The sequence below is a fragment of the Pseudarthrobacter raffinosi genome (genome assembly GCF_023913835.1).
Taxonomy (GTDB): Bacteria; Actinomycetota; Actinomycetes; order Actinomycetales; family Micrococcaceae; genus Arthrobacter; species Arthrobacter raffinosi.
Window position 1 is genome coordinate 1 of sequence record NZ_JAMXBG010000018.1, and the last position, 14,360, is coordinate 14,360.

A 14,360-nucleotide genomic window follows, 5' to 3' on the forward strand; every position below is an offset into this window, starting at 1 on the left:
CAGAGGGAATCGTCGTGCGCTTGAACGCCCGCATCCGCTTCGCGGCCCAGCCGTTCTCCGCCATGATGACCGCCACAGTTCCCACCGATACCCCGATGCCGGCGGCGGCAAGTTTCGTATGGACCATACGGTGCCCGAAACACCCGTCGGAGGAATCGAACATGACCTTTACGTGTTCTGTCAGCTCCCGATGCCGGGTCGCCGTCGGGGACTCTTCCGCGGCCAGCCACCGGTAATACGACGCCCTGGAAATACCCAGCCGCCCGCACATCCACTGGACGGGGAACTGCGCGTTCTTCTCCTGAACAAGGCGGTAGAGATCCTCTACCGTTGTTCTCTGGCGAAGAACGCTGAAACTTTTTTTAGGAAGTCATTTTCTCTCTCGACTTCACGCAGCCGGGCTTCCAATGCCCTGTATCTCGCCGGATCCACCGGATCATCCGGTTTGCCCCCGCCCTCCGATTGGCCCTCATTATGCAGCCGCACCCACCGCTTCAGGGCGGTTACAGAAATCCCCAGCTCCGGCGCAACCGAAGCCGGCGAACGTCCCGAGGAAATCACCAGCGCAACGGCATCAGCCTTGAACTCATCGGAATAGGTTGGTCGAGCAGACATGGGCACAATCCTTTCAAACTGTGTCTCACATCAGTAGTACACCTCAGAGAAGCCCTGAATAAGTTTGCGTGAAAACAAATTAAGTAGGTGGGCCCGCCATTCTAGAAGACCTGAACGGCGGAACAGGAGGGTGGTGATCGTCGGAACAACCCTGGCCGCGGACTCTAGGCCCGTCGGGCGCTCGTTCTCCGGCAGCCGTTCGCTGCGGGGCGGCCGAACGACAGGGGCCGGACAACTCAGTTCTGTGGCTAGCGCCCGAAGGGCCCTGGTCACGGGAAATGGCCGAAAAGTAAGGCGAGAAGGTGGCTTTTGCGCGCTACGAATGGGACCTGCCCACCGGAACTCCCTACTGACCGAAAAACACATACTTTTGCCGGAGCTCATTGCACCAAATGACGCCTCAGCCTACCCCTTTCTAGGTGCGTGGGTCAGTAGTCGATTTTTCCGATTTTTTGTGGTGAAAACCTACAAGATTTGAAACTGATTTGATGCATTCCGGCGATAAATTTGTAGGATTCATCAACGAGTTACCATTACTGCCCCACGCACCTAGACGTCCTCCACGCCCCCCTGCTAATTCCTGGCGCGCCGATAACGGCCTTTCGTTAACCTAAGAGCGCCGGGGTGCCAGTTCTATTCGCAAGGGTCACCGTCACTGCGAACCAGGTTCAGGGCTTGGGCTTCCATAGGTCCAAGTCTGACCAACGGGCGGGAAAGCCCATACTCACATCTGGTGAGATGAGTTCGGAACCGTCCGGTGCTTGAAGCTTGATGTCGAGTTTTCTGATTTGCGTCTTGAAGGTCAGGTGCCAGTTTGTGCCACTCGTGTGAGATCTGAGCATGAAGGCCAGGACGGCGGCGTAGATATAGAGCCTTTGATGCGCTTTGGGCGTGACCGTGAAGCCGGGTTCGAGCAAGTGCGCCAGGAGCTCGCTGGCAGTGTCGTGTTCGCGGAGTGAGAGTGGCCTTTTGAACGCGCGGTTGAAAAGACGCGAGCCGTGGGCGCACGTGTTTCGAAAATCCACCATCATACGCAACACCGCACCGAAGCGGCTGGGGTGGGCGAATCCGAACATGCGGGCGACCGAGCGCGCGTCCGGGGTCTGCATGAGGTCGTAGAGGAATGGCAAATTTCCGAAGCTCAACACTTCAGTGACGGCGCAGATGGGCACATCTTGTTCCGGGTATTTCAACAGGTGGTGCTTGATGAAGTCCTCGTCTTCTGCACCGGAAGTAACAGCTTCCCGCCAGGTCTTCGTCCATGCGTCAAACTTTGTGTGCTCGCCGGCTGCTTTATCGCAGCTTTGCGCATCCAAAAATTCTTTGGATGCGTGAGCTGCCACGTTCTTCGAGGCGAGCGTATGGGCGATGGCCGCCCTCAAGCGCACCTCGAATTCAAGCAGGCCTTCCTGGCAGATTCGGGCCAACTTGAAGTCGAATGCTTCCAGCTTCACGACGTGCTCGATGCTCGCACTAGGTGCGTGGGTCAGTAGTCGATTTTTCCGATTTTTTGTGGTGAAAACCTACAAGATTTGAAACTGATTTGATGCATTCCGGCGATAAATTTGTAGGATTCATCAACGAGTTACCATTACTGACCCACGCACCTAGGTATGTAGTCGTCTGACCGGTACTGGTGCAGGCGAGCATCGATCTTGTCCGGCGGGAGCAGCCTCCGGAAGACGTATCGGTACGCGCCGGAGCGGAAGTAGCCGACGCGTGTGAGGAAGTTGAGCGCCTCGGCGCGGTCAGGAATCGCGAGGCCACGGTCTTCGAGCTGTTGAAGCAGCTCCTCGCGCTCTTTGAATTCCTTCGTATACTCCACGCTGCATCGATTGTCGCACAATGAAAATCGCCCCCTTGAGCCGAGGCTCAGAGGGGGGCGATGTCTGATAAATAGAATCTAACACATTCATCGCGCTAGGCGGGTGGTATGAGCGTCGTTTGAAAGCAGAGAACATACGCACGGAGTGCTGCCGAAGCAGGAGCGCCAGCACATGTGAATACGTGAGACTTGGGCAGTCAAGCTACAGAATGGCGGGCGACACTGCAGGAGGAGGGCTCCCCGCTTGCTTGGCTTGGCGCAGGTACTGGTAAACGGTCTCCCTGCTAATCCCGTAATCATGAGCAAGAACGACTTTCGGAACCCCGCTGCGTAGCAGTTCGGTGAGTTGTGGCCTGGCTGTGTCCCTGCCGGATGCCTTGTCGGTGAAGACGCGGTCCAGAACCTGGCCTTCGAGCTGGCGTTTCTCGTTTTGGTCCAGAGTGCTTACTCGTACGTACCCGATTCGCTGTCCAGCCACCTATGCCTCCACCCATCGTTCTGTCAGGTTGAGTTCTAGGCTCGCTCGAGAAGAAAGTCAAGGCTTCGGAACCTCGTTCGTCAGGTTGGGGTGTACTTGAGTTGACGTACCAAGGCGCCCGGGGGCGTCGGATTAGAAACTCATCTTTCGTTCTGATCGGTACCGGCCGGTACTGCGAGATGTACTTGGCGCAGATTTGCGAGAATCTGATCGGTGAGTGCTTCGATGCCGCCTTCGGATGTCACGGTCATTCCGGCTTCGGCTGTTTCAAGGGTCTCGAGTGTCTCCAGTTGTGAGGTGAGGAGGGATGGAGGCATGAAGTGTCCTGGGCGCTGGACCAGCCGCTCCTTCAGTATCGAAGGGTCGACCTTTAAGAGGATGAACCTGGTGGAGGGAGCGGCTTCGCGGATGGCGTCGCGGTAGGCGCGTTTGAGGGCCGAGCAGGCAACGACGATCCCGTGCGGGTGCTGGGCGGCGAGTTCTGCGCCGACCAGGCGTAGCCAGGGCCATCTGTCTTCATCTGTGAGCGGTATGCCAGCTGTCATCCTTTCGACGTTCGGCAAGGGGTGCAGGTCGTCAGCGTCCTTGAAGGTTGCCCCGAGCCGGGCTGCCAGTGCGGCGCCGACGGCAGTCTTGCCTGCGCCCGAGACGCCCATGACGACGATGGGGCTATGCACTACAGCGTTCCTTGTTGTGCTGTTCCTGCGGGGATCGGCGCCAGCCGGGTCACTACGACGGGTTTTTCCAGCAGGCCTTCGAGGGAGACGTTCAGGCGTTTGACCGGTTCACCTTGGCCGTGGGCGTCGAGCAGCGCAGCTGATTCCCATTTTTCGATCATGAGGATCTGGTTGTTTGGGGCTTCGTGTATCGCGTAGAGCAGGCAGCCGGGTTCCTGGTGCACTTCGCTGATTGCGGGGGAGAGGGCGGCGACGACCTGGTCGAAGGCGCCTTCCTTGGGGCTGAAAGCAGCGGTGACGACGATGGTCATGGTGAGGTTCTCCTTGCTTTGAGGGTGCCTTTGAGGGCGTGGGAGGGTCCTTGGGGGACGCGGCGCGGACCGGCGGTCGAAGTCCGTCGGTCCGCGACGAACATCCGCAGGGTGTCCTTCAGACTTAGCTGAGTGTGGCCGGGTTTCCCGGGGTCCACGTCTCAAGGGCAAGGGCCTCGGTTTCGCGTCGCAGTTCGAGGGCCTGGGCGAGCGAGTCGTCCATGATGACGTCTTCCCAGCGGACGATCCCGCCCTTGGATACGTCATTGCGCAGTTCCACGTGGTGGGCCAGCGCGACCGGCAGCGCACCGGTAGTGACGGAGTGCTTCGCGGAAACGAGTTGGCCCCACACGGTGTATCCGCCTTCGCCGTCAAGGAATTCACCGGCTTTAAGGTCTTTCTTGGCGGTGGCTACAACGTCGCCGAAGAACCCGATGGGCGATCCCGTGGGGATTCCGCGGAGGACGGCGTTGGCTATGGATACGTTCAGTTCCAGGCCGACGTAGTGGTAGGGGCGGTACGAGGCGGCGTACTGGCCGGTGGGGTCCGGGTGCCAGGGGTATTCGTTGAAGCAGCCGGAGACGTAGGCGTTGGTGGCTTTCACGACGACGAAAACGCCTTCCTGGGTGTTATGGGGGATCCAGGTGCCGTCGCGGTTAACACTGGACATGACGTCGACAGTGCCTTCGTGTGCGAGGGCTCCTCCGACGTCGGCGGGGCGGCAGATTGAGGCGATTTCCTCCACGTCTCCCGGCGTGAACGTCAGCCCGGTGTCAGAGGGGACCAGTCCTGCCCCGTTGGCGACGGCGGCCATCTCGATGGCGGCCTTGGTGCCGTCCCGGAAGGAGGTGTGCATGTTGGGGTTCAGCTGCCCGGAATCAGTGAGCTCCTTGGAGAATTCCCAGTTCTCCCACACGTTATCCGGGTTCATCTCGTGATAGTGCTCAAGGAATTTGGCGCCCTTGCCGGCGCAAACGACGTCGAATCCGCTGGTGCGGGCCCAGTCGACAAGTTCCATAATGAGGGCCGGCTGGTCGCCGTACGCCATCGAGTAGACAACACCGGCTGCTTCTGCCCGCTTGGCAAGAGCGGGCCCTGCCAACGCGTCGGCTTCAACCGTGACCATGATGACGTGCTTTTTCGTTTCAATGGCACGCAGCGCATGCTTGACACCAACGATGGGGTTGCCGGTGGCTTCCACGATGATGTCAATGTCGACGTCGAAAAGCTCGTCAGCGTTGGCCACGATCGCAGTGGACCGATCCCTTAGAGCGGTTGCTATGTCGGACGCGATCTGGTCTTTGGGCCATCCAACGAGATCGAAAGCACCTTCAGCGCGCTTGACGTTGATATCTGCGATGGCGACGACGTGGATGCCCGGAATGTTGTTTGCCTGGGCCAGGTACATCGTCCCGTAGCGCCCGGCGCCGATCAGGCCGACCCGGATGGGCTTTCCGTCGGCCTCACGCTGGGACAGAAGTTTATGCAGATTCATGGGTTGCCTTTCAAGGGATACGGCACTGTTCCGGAAGGGATGCGGGCTGGTCTGGGATTGACCGCAGCTTTTGGGGCTCTACTTTTAACCTTGCGGCTTGCTGCCCTAGGTAATGAGGCTGCAGAACAAGCGGGACTGAACTAAGGTAAAATAAGTGGAACCGGTACACTTTTATTTCACAGGGATAGGCCCAAGGTCAAGCCCTAGGGTAAAAAGGTTCCCAGATGTCCAGGAAGTGCCAGGCAAGGAGTAGGCGTGCAGAAACAACCGACCATCCGCGATGTTGCCCAGGCGGCCGGGGTGTCCGTTGCAGTCGTCTCCCGGGTGCTGAACCCGGGGTCAGGTCCCGTCGCCGCAGCTACCCGCAGCAGAGTTAACGACGTGATGAAGAACCTGGGCTATCACCCCCGCACGGCAGCCAGGGAGCTCAAGTACGGTCCGCCTACTACCCTGGGGCTGCTGCTCGCGGATGTCTCCAACCCCTTTTTCGCCCGCCTTGCCGACCAGGTGGTGCAGGAGGCGCACTCGCGCGGAATCCAGGTGCTGCTGATGACCACGCAGGAGGATGACCAGTTGGAGTCAGAGCGTCTGGGGACCCTGATCGAGCGCAGGGTCAGTGGGATTATCGCGACGCCGACCGGCAACAACGTGGCGATCTGGAAGCAGCTTCAGGACCTGGGGACTGATGTGGTTTTTGTCGACCGTTCAATACCGTCGCTTCCTGAGGTTGACGTTGTGAGCATCGACAACTTTGAATCTGCCCGGTCCGCTACAGCGCTGCTGGCGGCGCATGGCCACCGCCGCATCGGAATCATTTCCGGACCGGCGTCCTCCACCACCGGACGGGACCGAATTGCCGGCTACCGGCAAGCCATGGAAGCAGCCGGCCTCGAACAGGACGAACTCCTCATCCGGCACGCCGCGTTCCGCGGCCCGGCCGGAGGAGATGCGGCATCGGCGCTGCTCAGCATCGAGGACCCGCCCACGGCTCTGGTGGTAGCAAACACCGCACAGGTAACCGAGGTTCTGCGGCGCCTCTCCCACGCCGGAATCGACATCCCCGGGACGCTGTCCGTCATCGTTTTCGACGATTCTCCCTGGACCGAACTCATGACCCCGGCCCTGACAATTGTCAGGCAACCCATAGATCTGCTCGCCCGGCACTCCGTGCAACTGGCCCTGGCCAACACCCAGGGAAAATCGTCGGGAAAACCCACCGTCATACGGGTCGCCGCCGAACTGGTCGAGCGGTCCAGCGTTGCCCGGCTGCAGTTCTCGAAGTAACTTCAGACTTAGATCCGACTCAAAAGGTTTACAGCCGCGCCCGGCCCGTGGTACAAAAGTGTACCGGTTCCACTGGGCACCGCGATCTTCCATCCTGGCGCGGCGAAGTCGAGGACAACGGGCCTACGGGCCAGCAGCTCTAGAAGTCCAATTCGGATCGTATGAGGAGAATGCCATGACCACAGCACGTGAAATTATGACCGGCGGCGTTGAATGCATCGGTGAAAACGAATCGCTGGAAGCGGCCGCTCGGAAGATGAAGGAGCTGAACGTCGGCGCCCTGCCGATTTGCGGGGAGGACAACCGGCTTAAGGGCATGATCACGGACCGCGACATTGTCATCAAATGCTTCGCGGAAGGTGGTGACCCGCGAACGGCAAAGGCCGGGGATTTTGGCCAGGGCAAGCCGGTGACCATCGGTGCGGACGCTTCCATCGAGGAAGCGATCAGGACCATGGGGGAGCACCAGGTGCGTAGGTTGCCGGTCATCGACGGCCACGACCTGGTTGGCATTCTCAGCCAGGCAGACATTGCCCGGAACTACCCCGAGGACAGGGTCGGGGAGCTTGTCGAGCTCATCTCTTTCTACTGAATCGACGCCTGACAAACAGAAAGGGGACGACGGCGGGCGCCTCCCGCCGTCGTCCGACTAGCATGCAGGTACCTTTAGACCGATGGATCTGATTTCCGTTCAGGGACGACCCAGGACAGACGTTCTGCATCTTGGACGCTGTCCTTGGCAGTTCGATCTTCCTCGATGTCCCCCGCACGTTCGGGCGGTTGCCAAACCGGCGCCGGAGCTCCAGCATTGAGTGCATGGGCATCGATCCGGAGGCAGTGGCGCAACGGTGGGTTAGGGCCTTGTCGTTACATGACTTGGAAGCCGCGGTGGATTGCTTCGATAGGGCCTACATTGACCAAGCTCCCGCGCGACGCGGGGAATCCGTCCAAGGCCAAGACGCTGTGCGGCGAAATCTCGAGAAACTGCTCAGGGACCTGCCTGACCTCACGGCGAAGATTGTCCGGACGGTGTCGGACGGCGACGAGGTGTGGATGGAGTGGGGCCTGCAGGGAACCCGCCGGGACGGGACGGTCATGGAGTTCGTGGGGGTCAACATCTTCCAAGTCTTGGACGGCAGGTTCCGCGCCGGCCGGATCTATACGGAAGTTGTGCGCGACGCTGGTGGCATTGAGGCGCAGATTGACCGTATGACCAAGGGGACGTCGTAAGCCCGTCCTCCCGGACGGATTTTCTGCTTCTGCGGACGTCAGCCGACCGCAGCTTGCATATGAGGGGCTATGCCGAGCGAAGCCGGTGCAGAGGTGGTCACCCAAGCCCGCCGCCACGGAGTAGATTTTCACTCCGGTGTCCGACACAGCGCGCGCCAACACGGTTACAGTGCTGACGGAGGCCGCACGAAGGAACAGCACCATACCGGCCCAATGAGGAGCATTTCCGCCGTGACCCTGAATATACCGATCCCGCAACAACCCACGCACGCGATTGTCGCCGAGCTCCGCGCGGTTCTCGAAGGGACCGCGGATGACTCCTCGCTGGCACGGGCGCAATACGCCACCGATGCCTCCAACTACCGGGTGGTTCCCGAAATCGTGGTGCTTCCCAGGACCCGCCGGGACGTCGAGGAGGCAGTGGCAATCGCACGGAAGCACCGCATGCCAGTGACCGTGCGCGGCGGTGGCACCTCCTGCGCCGGGAACGCGATCGGCCCGGGCATGGTCCTGGACGTTTCGCGTTACATGAACCGCATCCTTGCTATCGATCCCGAAGCGGCCACCGCGGTTGTGGAACCCGGGGTGGTGCTCAGTGACCTTCAGAATGCGGCCGCCCCGTTTGGGCTGCGGTTCGGTCCGGACCCTTCGACAGCTATGCGCTGCACTCTCGGGGGCATGATCGGAAACAACGCCTGTGGACCGCACGGACTCTCCTACGGGCGCACCGCGGACAACGTTGTGTCAATGACCTGGCTGACAGGTTCGGGTGACATTGTCACCGCAGGCTCCGGCCCGCACGCCTTGGAGGCCGTGCCGGGGCTGGCAGCCTTCGTGGCGGAAAACATGGCCGTCTTGAGGACCGAATTCGGGCGATTCGGTCGACAGATCTCGGGTTACTCCCTGGAGCACCTGCTCCCCGAGAAGGGCCAAAACCTCGCGGCTGCCCTGACCGGCACAGAAGGAAGCTGCGGGGTGATCCTCGAGGCAGAACTCAGGCTGGTTCCGCAGGCGGTGGCCCCTGCCTTGGCTGTGCTTGGCTACGCGGATATGGCCACCGCGGCCGACGATGTTCCGGCGCTGCTCCCTTTTCGCCCACTGGCACTGGAAGGGCTGGACGCGAAGCTCGTCGACGTCGTGCGGCGGGCTCACGGCCCGGCCAGTGTCCCGGCGCTTCCCGCAGGAGGCGGCTGGCTGATGGCCGAGATTGGCGGCGCCACGGCTGAAGAAGCCATCGCGTCAGCCGAACATCTGGTCTCCGCCTCCAGTGCTGATGCTGCCATCGTGCTGCCGGCCGGCCCTCAAGCCACCCGCCTCTGGCAGATCCGGGCGGACGGGGCCGGACTGGCCGGCCGCACCGCTTCAGGTCAGCAGGCGTGGCCGGGATGGGAAGACTCTGCCGTGCCTCCGGAGAGGCTGGGCAGCTACCTGCGCGGCCTGGAACAACTGATGGATGAGGAAGGGCTTTCCGGCCTGGCTTACGGTCACTTCGGTGACGGGTGCGTGCACGTCCGCCTCGACTTCCCGCTGGACAGCGACGGGGTGCTCATGCGCCGCTTCCTCGAGCGCGCCGCGGCCCTGGCAGTCGCGCACGGGGGATCGCTCTCGGGTGAGCACGGCGACGGCAGGGCGCGTTCCGAACTGCTCCCCACCATGTACAGCCCCGCAGCGCTTCGGGCCATGAGCGATTTCAAGGCTCTTTTTGACCCGGAGGACATGTTCAACCCCGGCGTCGTAGTCCGGCCGTCGCCCCTCGACGCTGACCTGCGCCGACCCCAGGCACTGTCCCTGCGCGCCAGTGACGGATTCGCCTTCGCCCACGACGACGGCGACATCACCAAAGCCGTGCACCGCTGCGTAGGGGTCGGAAAATGCCGCGCGGACCTGGGCCCACAGGGCGGTTTCATGTGTCCGTCCTACACCGCAACCCGCGAGGAGAAAGACTCCACCCGCGGCCGGGCCCGGGTACTCCAAGAGATGCTGAACGGCGGTGTGGTGACTCTAGGCTGGTCCTCACCGGAAGTGCATGACGCGCTCGACCTCTGCCTCAGCTGCAAAGCCTGCGCCAGCGACTGCCCCACCGGCATCGACATGGCCATGTTCAAGTCCGAAACCCTGCACCAGTCCTACAAGGGACGAATACGCCCGCTGAGCCACTACACGCTGGGGCGCCTTCCCCAGTGGCTGCGCCTCTCCGCCCCGGCGGCACCCCTGGTCAACCTCGCCGGACGCCTTCCGGTGCTGCGCAAGACCATCATGGCGCTCATGGGGGCCGACCTCCGCCGGTCCCTTCCGCCGCTGCCCCGTGCTCCGTTCAGACGAACGCAAGAAGGCCGGAACCGCAGCCATGGCCGGAAAGGGGGACACAAAGTCCTGCTTTGGGTCGATTCGTTCTCCGACGCACTGGCGCCCGAGGTGGCGCGCGACGCCGTCGAAGTTCTCGTGGCCGCAGGCTGCGATGTCGAGCTTGCCGGCCCCGGTGCATGCTGCGGACTGACTCTCATCTCCACAGGCCAGCTGACGGCCGCGAAAGCGAAGCTCCGCGCAACGGTAGACCTCCTTCTGCCGCACGTCCGGGACGGCCGGACGGTGGTTGGTCTCGAGCCCAGCTGCACCGCGACGCTGCGCTCGGACCTGGTGGAACTCCTGGCCGACGATCCCCGCGCCGCGGAAGTGTCAGCTGCCGTGAGAACTGTCGCTGAACTCCTGGCCGGGATCGGGTGGACTCCACCGCTCGCCGTGGAAAAGCTCCTCGTTCAGCCGCACTGCCACCACTATTCCGTCATGGGTTACGCGGCCGATGAAGCCCTGCTGACAGCCATGGGATGTGACGTCGAAACGTCAGCCGGCTGCTGCGGACTGGCTGGCAACTTCGGCATGGAAAAAGGGCACTACGACGTGTCCGAGAACATCGCCCGCAGGGGGATTCTCGCCAAGGCGGAGGCCCTTCCCGATCACGGCATCATGGCCGACGGCTTCTCCTGCCGCACCCAGGTCCGCGACCTGGCCGGGCTGGAGAGCCGGCACCTGGTCCAAGTCATCGCCGACGCCCTGCGCGCCGGGCGGCGACAGGCTTCGGACCACAGCGGGGGTGCGACCGGCGGGAACGAGGACGGCGGCGGAAGCCCGCCAGCTAGGATTCAGGTGTGAAAGCAGATGCGTTTGCGGTGACGGGATGAGCGAGGACGCCGCGAAAGAGTTTAGGCGCCCTCCCACCGCTCAAGCTTTCGTCCTTGCCGAGCTGCGGCGCGCAATCATCGCGGGGGACTTCCTGCCCGGTGAGCCGCTCCGTCAAAACACGCTCGCCGAGCGGTTCGGCGTCAGCAGGGTTCCCGTCCGCGAAGCATTCAAGGTCCTCGAAAGCGAGGGCCAGGTGGTCTACGAGCCGCACCGCGGGCACAAAGTCGCCAGCCTGTCGCTCACGGACCTCCTGGAGGTCTACCGGCTCAGGCAGTTGTTGGAAGCGGAGGCCGCGCAGGCTGCTGTCAGAAACCGGAGTGACGGTGTACTCGCAGCGATGAGGGCGTCCGCCCGTGACGTTGAAGCGGCCAGCGCGGCCGGTGATCTGCTGAAGATGACCGAGGCGAACCGGCGGTTTCACTTCGAACTGCTGGCAGCGGCCCAGATGCCGCGCCTGGAGCGGATCGTTCAGGTCCTGTGGGATGCGACCGAGGCCTACCGGTTCGTCTACTACGGGGCGGAACACAATCGGGCCACAGTGGAACGCGAACACGCCGGCATCGTCCAGGCCTATGCGGACGGGGACGTCGGGCTGCTCGTCGCCCTGATGGACGAACACCGCGAGCATGCCGTGGACGCCCTCCGCACGTTCTTGGAAGCCCCGAGCCGCCCATAACGTAACGATTGTGTGACGCCGGTTACAGTTCGGGGTGATATTGGATACATTATCCAAATGGTCTTTCAATTAACCGCAATGGTGCGGATTTCTACCCATGAGTGACGCGACCCTCCACACGGATGTGGCCTCCGTGAACGACTGGCTCGGGTTGAACGGCGCCCGCGTCCTGGTGGCCGGCGCCGGCGGAATCGGGAGTGCCTGCATTGGGGAGTTCGTGGCAGCCGGGGCGAGCGTACTCGCGGTTGACCGCGACGAGTCCCGGCTGGCTGCCCTTGGTCCGGGCGTGGCCACCAAACGGGTTGACCTCACGTCCACGGAGGGCTGTGAGGATGCCGTTGCGTCGGCCCAGGAACGGCTCGGCGGACTGGACATCCTGGTGCACTCCATTGGCGTCAACCACCGGGTGCCGATTCTCGAAACCGCGGATGAGGACTGGAACCGTATCCTCGAGCTCAACCTCACCAGCGCCTTCCGACTCGGCCGCGCAGCCGGCCGCGTCATGGTCGAGGCCGGCTTCGGGCGCCAGATCTACTGCTCGTCGGTCTCCAGCCTCCTGGCGCACCCCGACCACGGCCCCTACGCGGCCAGCAAGGGCGGCATCAACCAGCTGGTCCGGGTCATGGCCCGCGAGTGGGCCGCCCACGGAGTAACGGTGAACGCCATCGCCCCCGGCTACGTGGACACTGAACTTACCAGGATGCATCTGGATCGCCCCGGGGTTCGCGAACACTACACCTCAATGGTCCCCGCCGGCCGGCTCGGGACGGTGGATGACCTCACCGGTCCTGTGCTCTACCTGTCTTCCCGGCAGGCGGCGTTTGTCACCGGTCATGTCCTGTACGTGGACGGGGGCAGGACCCTTGTGTGAATCGAACCACCTTGGAGCCGGATCCAACGCTTCCGGGCTGGGCGGCCGCTTCCCGCTCCTCATGCCGCATGAACTCTCGAACCAGCAGCGCGATCTGTACGGGGTCATCGCCGGCCCACCGAGGGGAAACGGGCCGTTTTCCATTGTCGACGAAAACGGACGCCTCAGCGGCCCCTTCAACGCGCTGCTGTACTCGCCCGCGATCGGAAACGCGGTACAGGCCCTGGGCGCCGTCCTGCGCTTTGACGGGTCGCTGCCGGCCCGCACCCGGGAGCTGGTGATCTGCGCCGTCGCCGCCGAGCTGGAGTCCGCCTACGAGTGGTACGCGCACAGCCTGGTCGCCACGACCGTTGGCATCAACGGCACCGAGCTGAAGCAGCTGCACGACGGCGATGTCCCGGACACCTTGTCTGCGGACGAAAGCGCGGCGCTGAGTTTGACGCGTTCCCTGTTGCGAGGCACCGCCGTTGACGAGGACGTGCATGCTGCCGCCCTTGAACACTTCGGACACGGTGGCATTACGGAGCTTTCGGTGCTGGTGGGCTATTACCGCCTGCTGGCAGGCATCCTCGCCGCCGGAGATGTTCCCGTTCCACCAGCCGCCGCCGGAGAACCCCTGCACCAGGCCACTTGACCGCCAAGCCAATTGACGCCCACCCAGCCAACAGCATGATCAAAAACAGGGAGATACAACCATGATTGCTATGAACATCACTGCCCGGAGGCGCATGCGCCGCCTGTGCGCAGCAGCTGTCCTTGTACCGGCAGTTTTCCTTTCCGCGTGCGGCAGCCCCGCCCCCAGCAGCGGCGGCGGTGGCGGCGGCGGGGGCACAGCCGGCCAGGGAGGCATGTTGTCCATCGCGACGGGCGGCACCGGCGGGGTCTATTATCCGTTGGGCGGCGGCTTTGCAACTGTGATCCGGGACAACATCAAGGGCTATGACGCCACGGTGCAGGAAACCAACGCTTCCGTGGACAACATGTTGCTGCTCGAGAACGGGTCCGCACAGCTCGCCTTCTCAGTGGGCGACGTGGTGTCCGATGCCGTCAAGGGCGAGGGCAAATTCGCGGGAAAGCCCCAGGAGGTCTGCTCCCTTGGCAACATCTACAACAACTTTATGCAGGCCGTCACCGTAAACGACAAGGGAATCCAGAACGTCAAGGACATGGCGGGCAAAGTCATCTCGGTCGGCGCGCCCAGCTCCGCCACCGAGGTAGCGGCGCTGCGCATCCTTGAGGCCGCCGGAATTGACCCGAAGTCGGGCATCCAGCGCCGCCAACTCGGCGCGGCGGAGACCGTCGCTGCGCTGCGCGACGGAACGATCGACGCCGGATTCTGGTCCGGAGGGCTGCCCACCGGCGCGCTGATCGACCTGGCCGGCGACGGCGACATGAAGCTGCTTTCAATCGGGGAGTACGCCAAACCCCTTGCGGAGAAATACGGCGCCTACTACGTGGAGCAGGACATCCCGGCCAACACCTACGAAGGACAGACCGAGGCGGTCCCGGCGATCGCTTCGCCGAACATCCTGGTCGCCAGCAAGAAAATGGACAAGCAGCTCCAGCAGGACATCACCACCGCACTCTTTGACAACAAAGAGGCCTTGATCAAGGTCCACCCCGCAGCCGGCGAGATGGATAAGGCCACCGCGGGGAAGGTTGAGTTCGTGGACGCCTGCCCAGGTTCGAAGGCGTACTTCGACAAGTCCGGAAGCTAG

The 14,360-nt window shown here is 62.7% G+C and carries 16 protein-coding genes; 8 read left to right on the plus strand and 8 right to left on the minus strand.

Annotated elements, in window-relative coordinates; genetic code table 11:
- The 8 genes from NG697_RS21410 to NG697_RS16070 form a co-directional block, all read right to left on the minus strand.
- A partial coding sequence (locus tag NG697_RS21410; protein ID WP_256473035.1) for an IS3 family transposase occupies nt 1–271 on the minus strand: 271 nt, incomplete at its 3' end.
- Nucleotides 272–324: 53 nt separating this feature from the next.
- Complete coding sequence (locus NG697_RS16040; RefSeq protein WP_252614656.1) at nt 325–615, minus strand: transposase; 291 nt, start codon at nt 613–615, stop codon at nt 325–327.
- Between the two features lie 668 nt (nt 616–1,283).
- Nucleotides 1,284–2,105 carry an Abi family protein gene (locus NG697_RS16045; protein WP_256471180.1) on the minus strand — a complete coding sequence of 274 codons (822 nt, stop codon included), beginning with the start codon at nt 2,103–2,105 and terminating at the stop codon, nt 1,284–1,286.
- Nucleotides 2,106–2,206: 101 nt separating this feature from the next.
- Nucleotides 2,207–2,440 (minus strand): Abi family protein, encoded by a 234-nt coding sequence (locus NG697_RS16050; RefSeq protein ID WP_252611069.1) that lies wholly within the window; start codon nt 2,438–2,440, stop codon nt 2,207–2,209.
- Nucleotides 2,441–2,642: 202 nt separating this feature from the next.
- A complete protein-coding gene (locus NG697_RS16055; protein WP_252611067.1) occupies nt 2,643–2,918 on the minus strand; it encodes a recombinase family protein in 276 nt (91 codons plus the stop codon).
- A gap of 140 nt (nt 2,919–3,058) precedes the next feature.
- Nucleotides 3,059–3,595 carry a gluconokinase gene (locus NG697_RS16060; RefSeq protein WP_252611065.1) on the minus strand — a complete coding sequence of 179 codons (537 nt, stop codon included), beginning with the start codon at nt 3,593–3,595 and terminating at the stop codon, nt 3,059–3,061.
- The gene (locus NG697_RS16065) at nt 3,595–3,906 is read right to left on the minus strand and encodes a putative quinol monooxygenase (RefSeq protein ID WP_252611063.1); all 312 of its coding nucleotides are present in this window, start codon (nt 3,904–3,906) and stop codon (nt 3,595–3,597) included. Before NG697_RS16065 ends, NG697_RS16060 begins: the two co-directional genes overlap by 1 nt.
- Nucleotides 3,907–4,030: 124 nt before the next feature.
- The gene (locus tag NG697_RS16070; RefSeq protein WP_252611061.1) at nt 4,031–5,401 is read right to left on the minus strand and encodes an NAD(P)H-dependent oxidoreductase; all 1,371 of its coding nucleotides are present in this window, start codon (nt 5,399–5,401) and stop codon (nt 4,031–4,033) included.
- Nucleotides 5,402–5,656: 255 nt separating this feature from the next.
- Here NG697_RS16070 and NG697_RS16075 point away from each other — a divergent pair, with 255 nt between their 5' ends.
- The 8 genes from NG697_RS16075 (at nt 5,657) to NG697_RS16110 (ending at nt 14,360) form a co-directional block, all read left to right on the plus strand.
- Complete coding sequence (locus tag NG697_RS16075) at nt 5,657–6,685, plus strand: LacI family DNA-binding transcriptional regulator (protein ID WP_252611060.1); 1,029 nt, start codon at nt 5,657–5,659, stop codon at nt 6,683–6,685.
- 175 nt (nt 6,686–6,860) lie between these two features.
- Nucleotides 6,861–7,277: a CBS domain-containing protein gene (locus NG697_RS16080; protein ID WP_252603565.1), complete on the plus strand. Its 417-nt coding sequence runs from the start codon at nt 6,861–6,863 to the stop codon at nt 7,275–7,277.
- Between the two features lie 224 nt (nt 7,278–7,501).
- Entirely contained in the window at nt 7,502–7,915 is a 414-nt protein-coding gene (locus tag NG697_RS16085) for a nuclear transport factor 2 family protein (RefSeq protein ID WP_252600357.1), read from the plus strand.
- Between the two features lie 231 nt (nt 7,916–8,146).
- A complete protein-coding gene (locus NG697_RS16090; protein ID WP_252600359.1) occupies nt 8,147–11,065 on the plus strand; it encodes an FAD-binding and (Fe-S)-binding domain-containing protein in 2,919 nt (972 codons plus the stop codon).
- Nucleotides 11,066–11,090: 25 nt separating this feature from the next.
- Nucleotides 11,091–11,771: a GntR family transcriptional regulator gene (locus NG697_RS16095; RefSeq protein WP_252600361.1), complete on the plus strand. Its 681-nt coding sequence runs from the start codon at nt 11,091–11,093 to the stop codon at nt 11,769–11,771.
- A 97-nt stretch (nt 11,772–11,868) separates the two neighbouring features.
- Complete coding sequence (locus NG697_RS16100) at nt 11,869–12,642, plus strand: SDR family NAD(P)-dependent oxidoreductase (protein ID WP_252600363.1); 774 nt, start codon at nt 11,869–11,871, stop codon at nt 12,640–12,642.
- Entirely contained in the window at nt 12,635–13,276 is a 642-nt protein-coding gene (locus NG697_RS16105; RefSeq protein WP_252600365.1) for a carboxymuconolactone decarboxylase family protein, read from the plus strand. The genes NG697_RS16100 and NG697_RS16105 overlap by 8 nt, the downstream gene beginning before the upstream one ends.
- A gap of 61 nt (nt 13,277–13,337) precedes the next feature.
- On the plus strand, nt 13,338–14,360 hold the full coding sequence (locus NG697_RS16110) for a TAXI family TRAP transporter solute-binding subunit (protein WP_252600367.1): 1,023 nt from the start codon (nt 13,338–13,340) through the stop codon (nt 14,358–14,360).

What these genes read in the sequence shown, in the direction of transcription:
- NG697_RS16070 (WP_252611061.1), bottom strand. Translation starts at nt 5,401, where the DNA reads ATGAATCTGCATAAACTTCTGTCCCAGCGTGAGGCCGACGGAAAGCCC.
- NG697_RS16040 (WP_252614656.1), bottom strand. Translation starts at nt 615, where the DNA reads ATGTCTGCTCGACCAACCTATTCCGATGAGTTCAAGGCTGATGCCGTT.
- NG697_RS16065 (WP_252611063.1), bottom strand. Translation starts at nt 3,906, where the DNA reads ATGACCATCGTCGTCACCGCTGCTTTCAGCCCCAAGGAAGGCGCCTTC.
- NG697_RS16085 (WP_252600357.1), top strand. Translation starts at nt 7,502, where the DNA reads ATGGGCATCGATCCGGAGGCAGTGGCGCAACGGTGGGTTAGGGCCTTG.
- NG697_RS16080 (WP_252603565.1), top strand. Translation starts at nt 6,861, where the DNA reads ATGACCACAGCACGTGAAATTATGACCGGCGGCGTTGAATGCATCGGT.
- NG697_RS16100 (WP_252600363.1), top strand. Translation starts at nt 11,869, where the DNA reads ATGAGTGACGCGACCCTCCACACGGATGTGGCCTCCGTGAACGACTGG.
- NG697_RS16110 (WP_252600367.1), top strand. Translation starts at nt 13,338, where the DNA reads ATGATTGCTATGAACATCACTGCCCGGAGGCGCATGCGCCGCCTGTGC.
- NG697_RS16095 (WP_252600361.1), top strand. Translation starts at nt 11,091, where the DNA reads ATGAGCGAGGACGCCGCGAAAGAGTTTAGGCGCCCTCCCACCGCTCAA.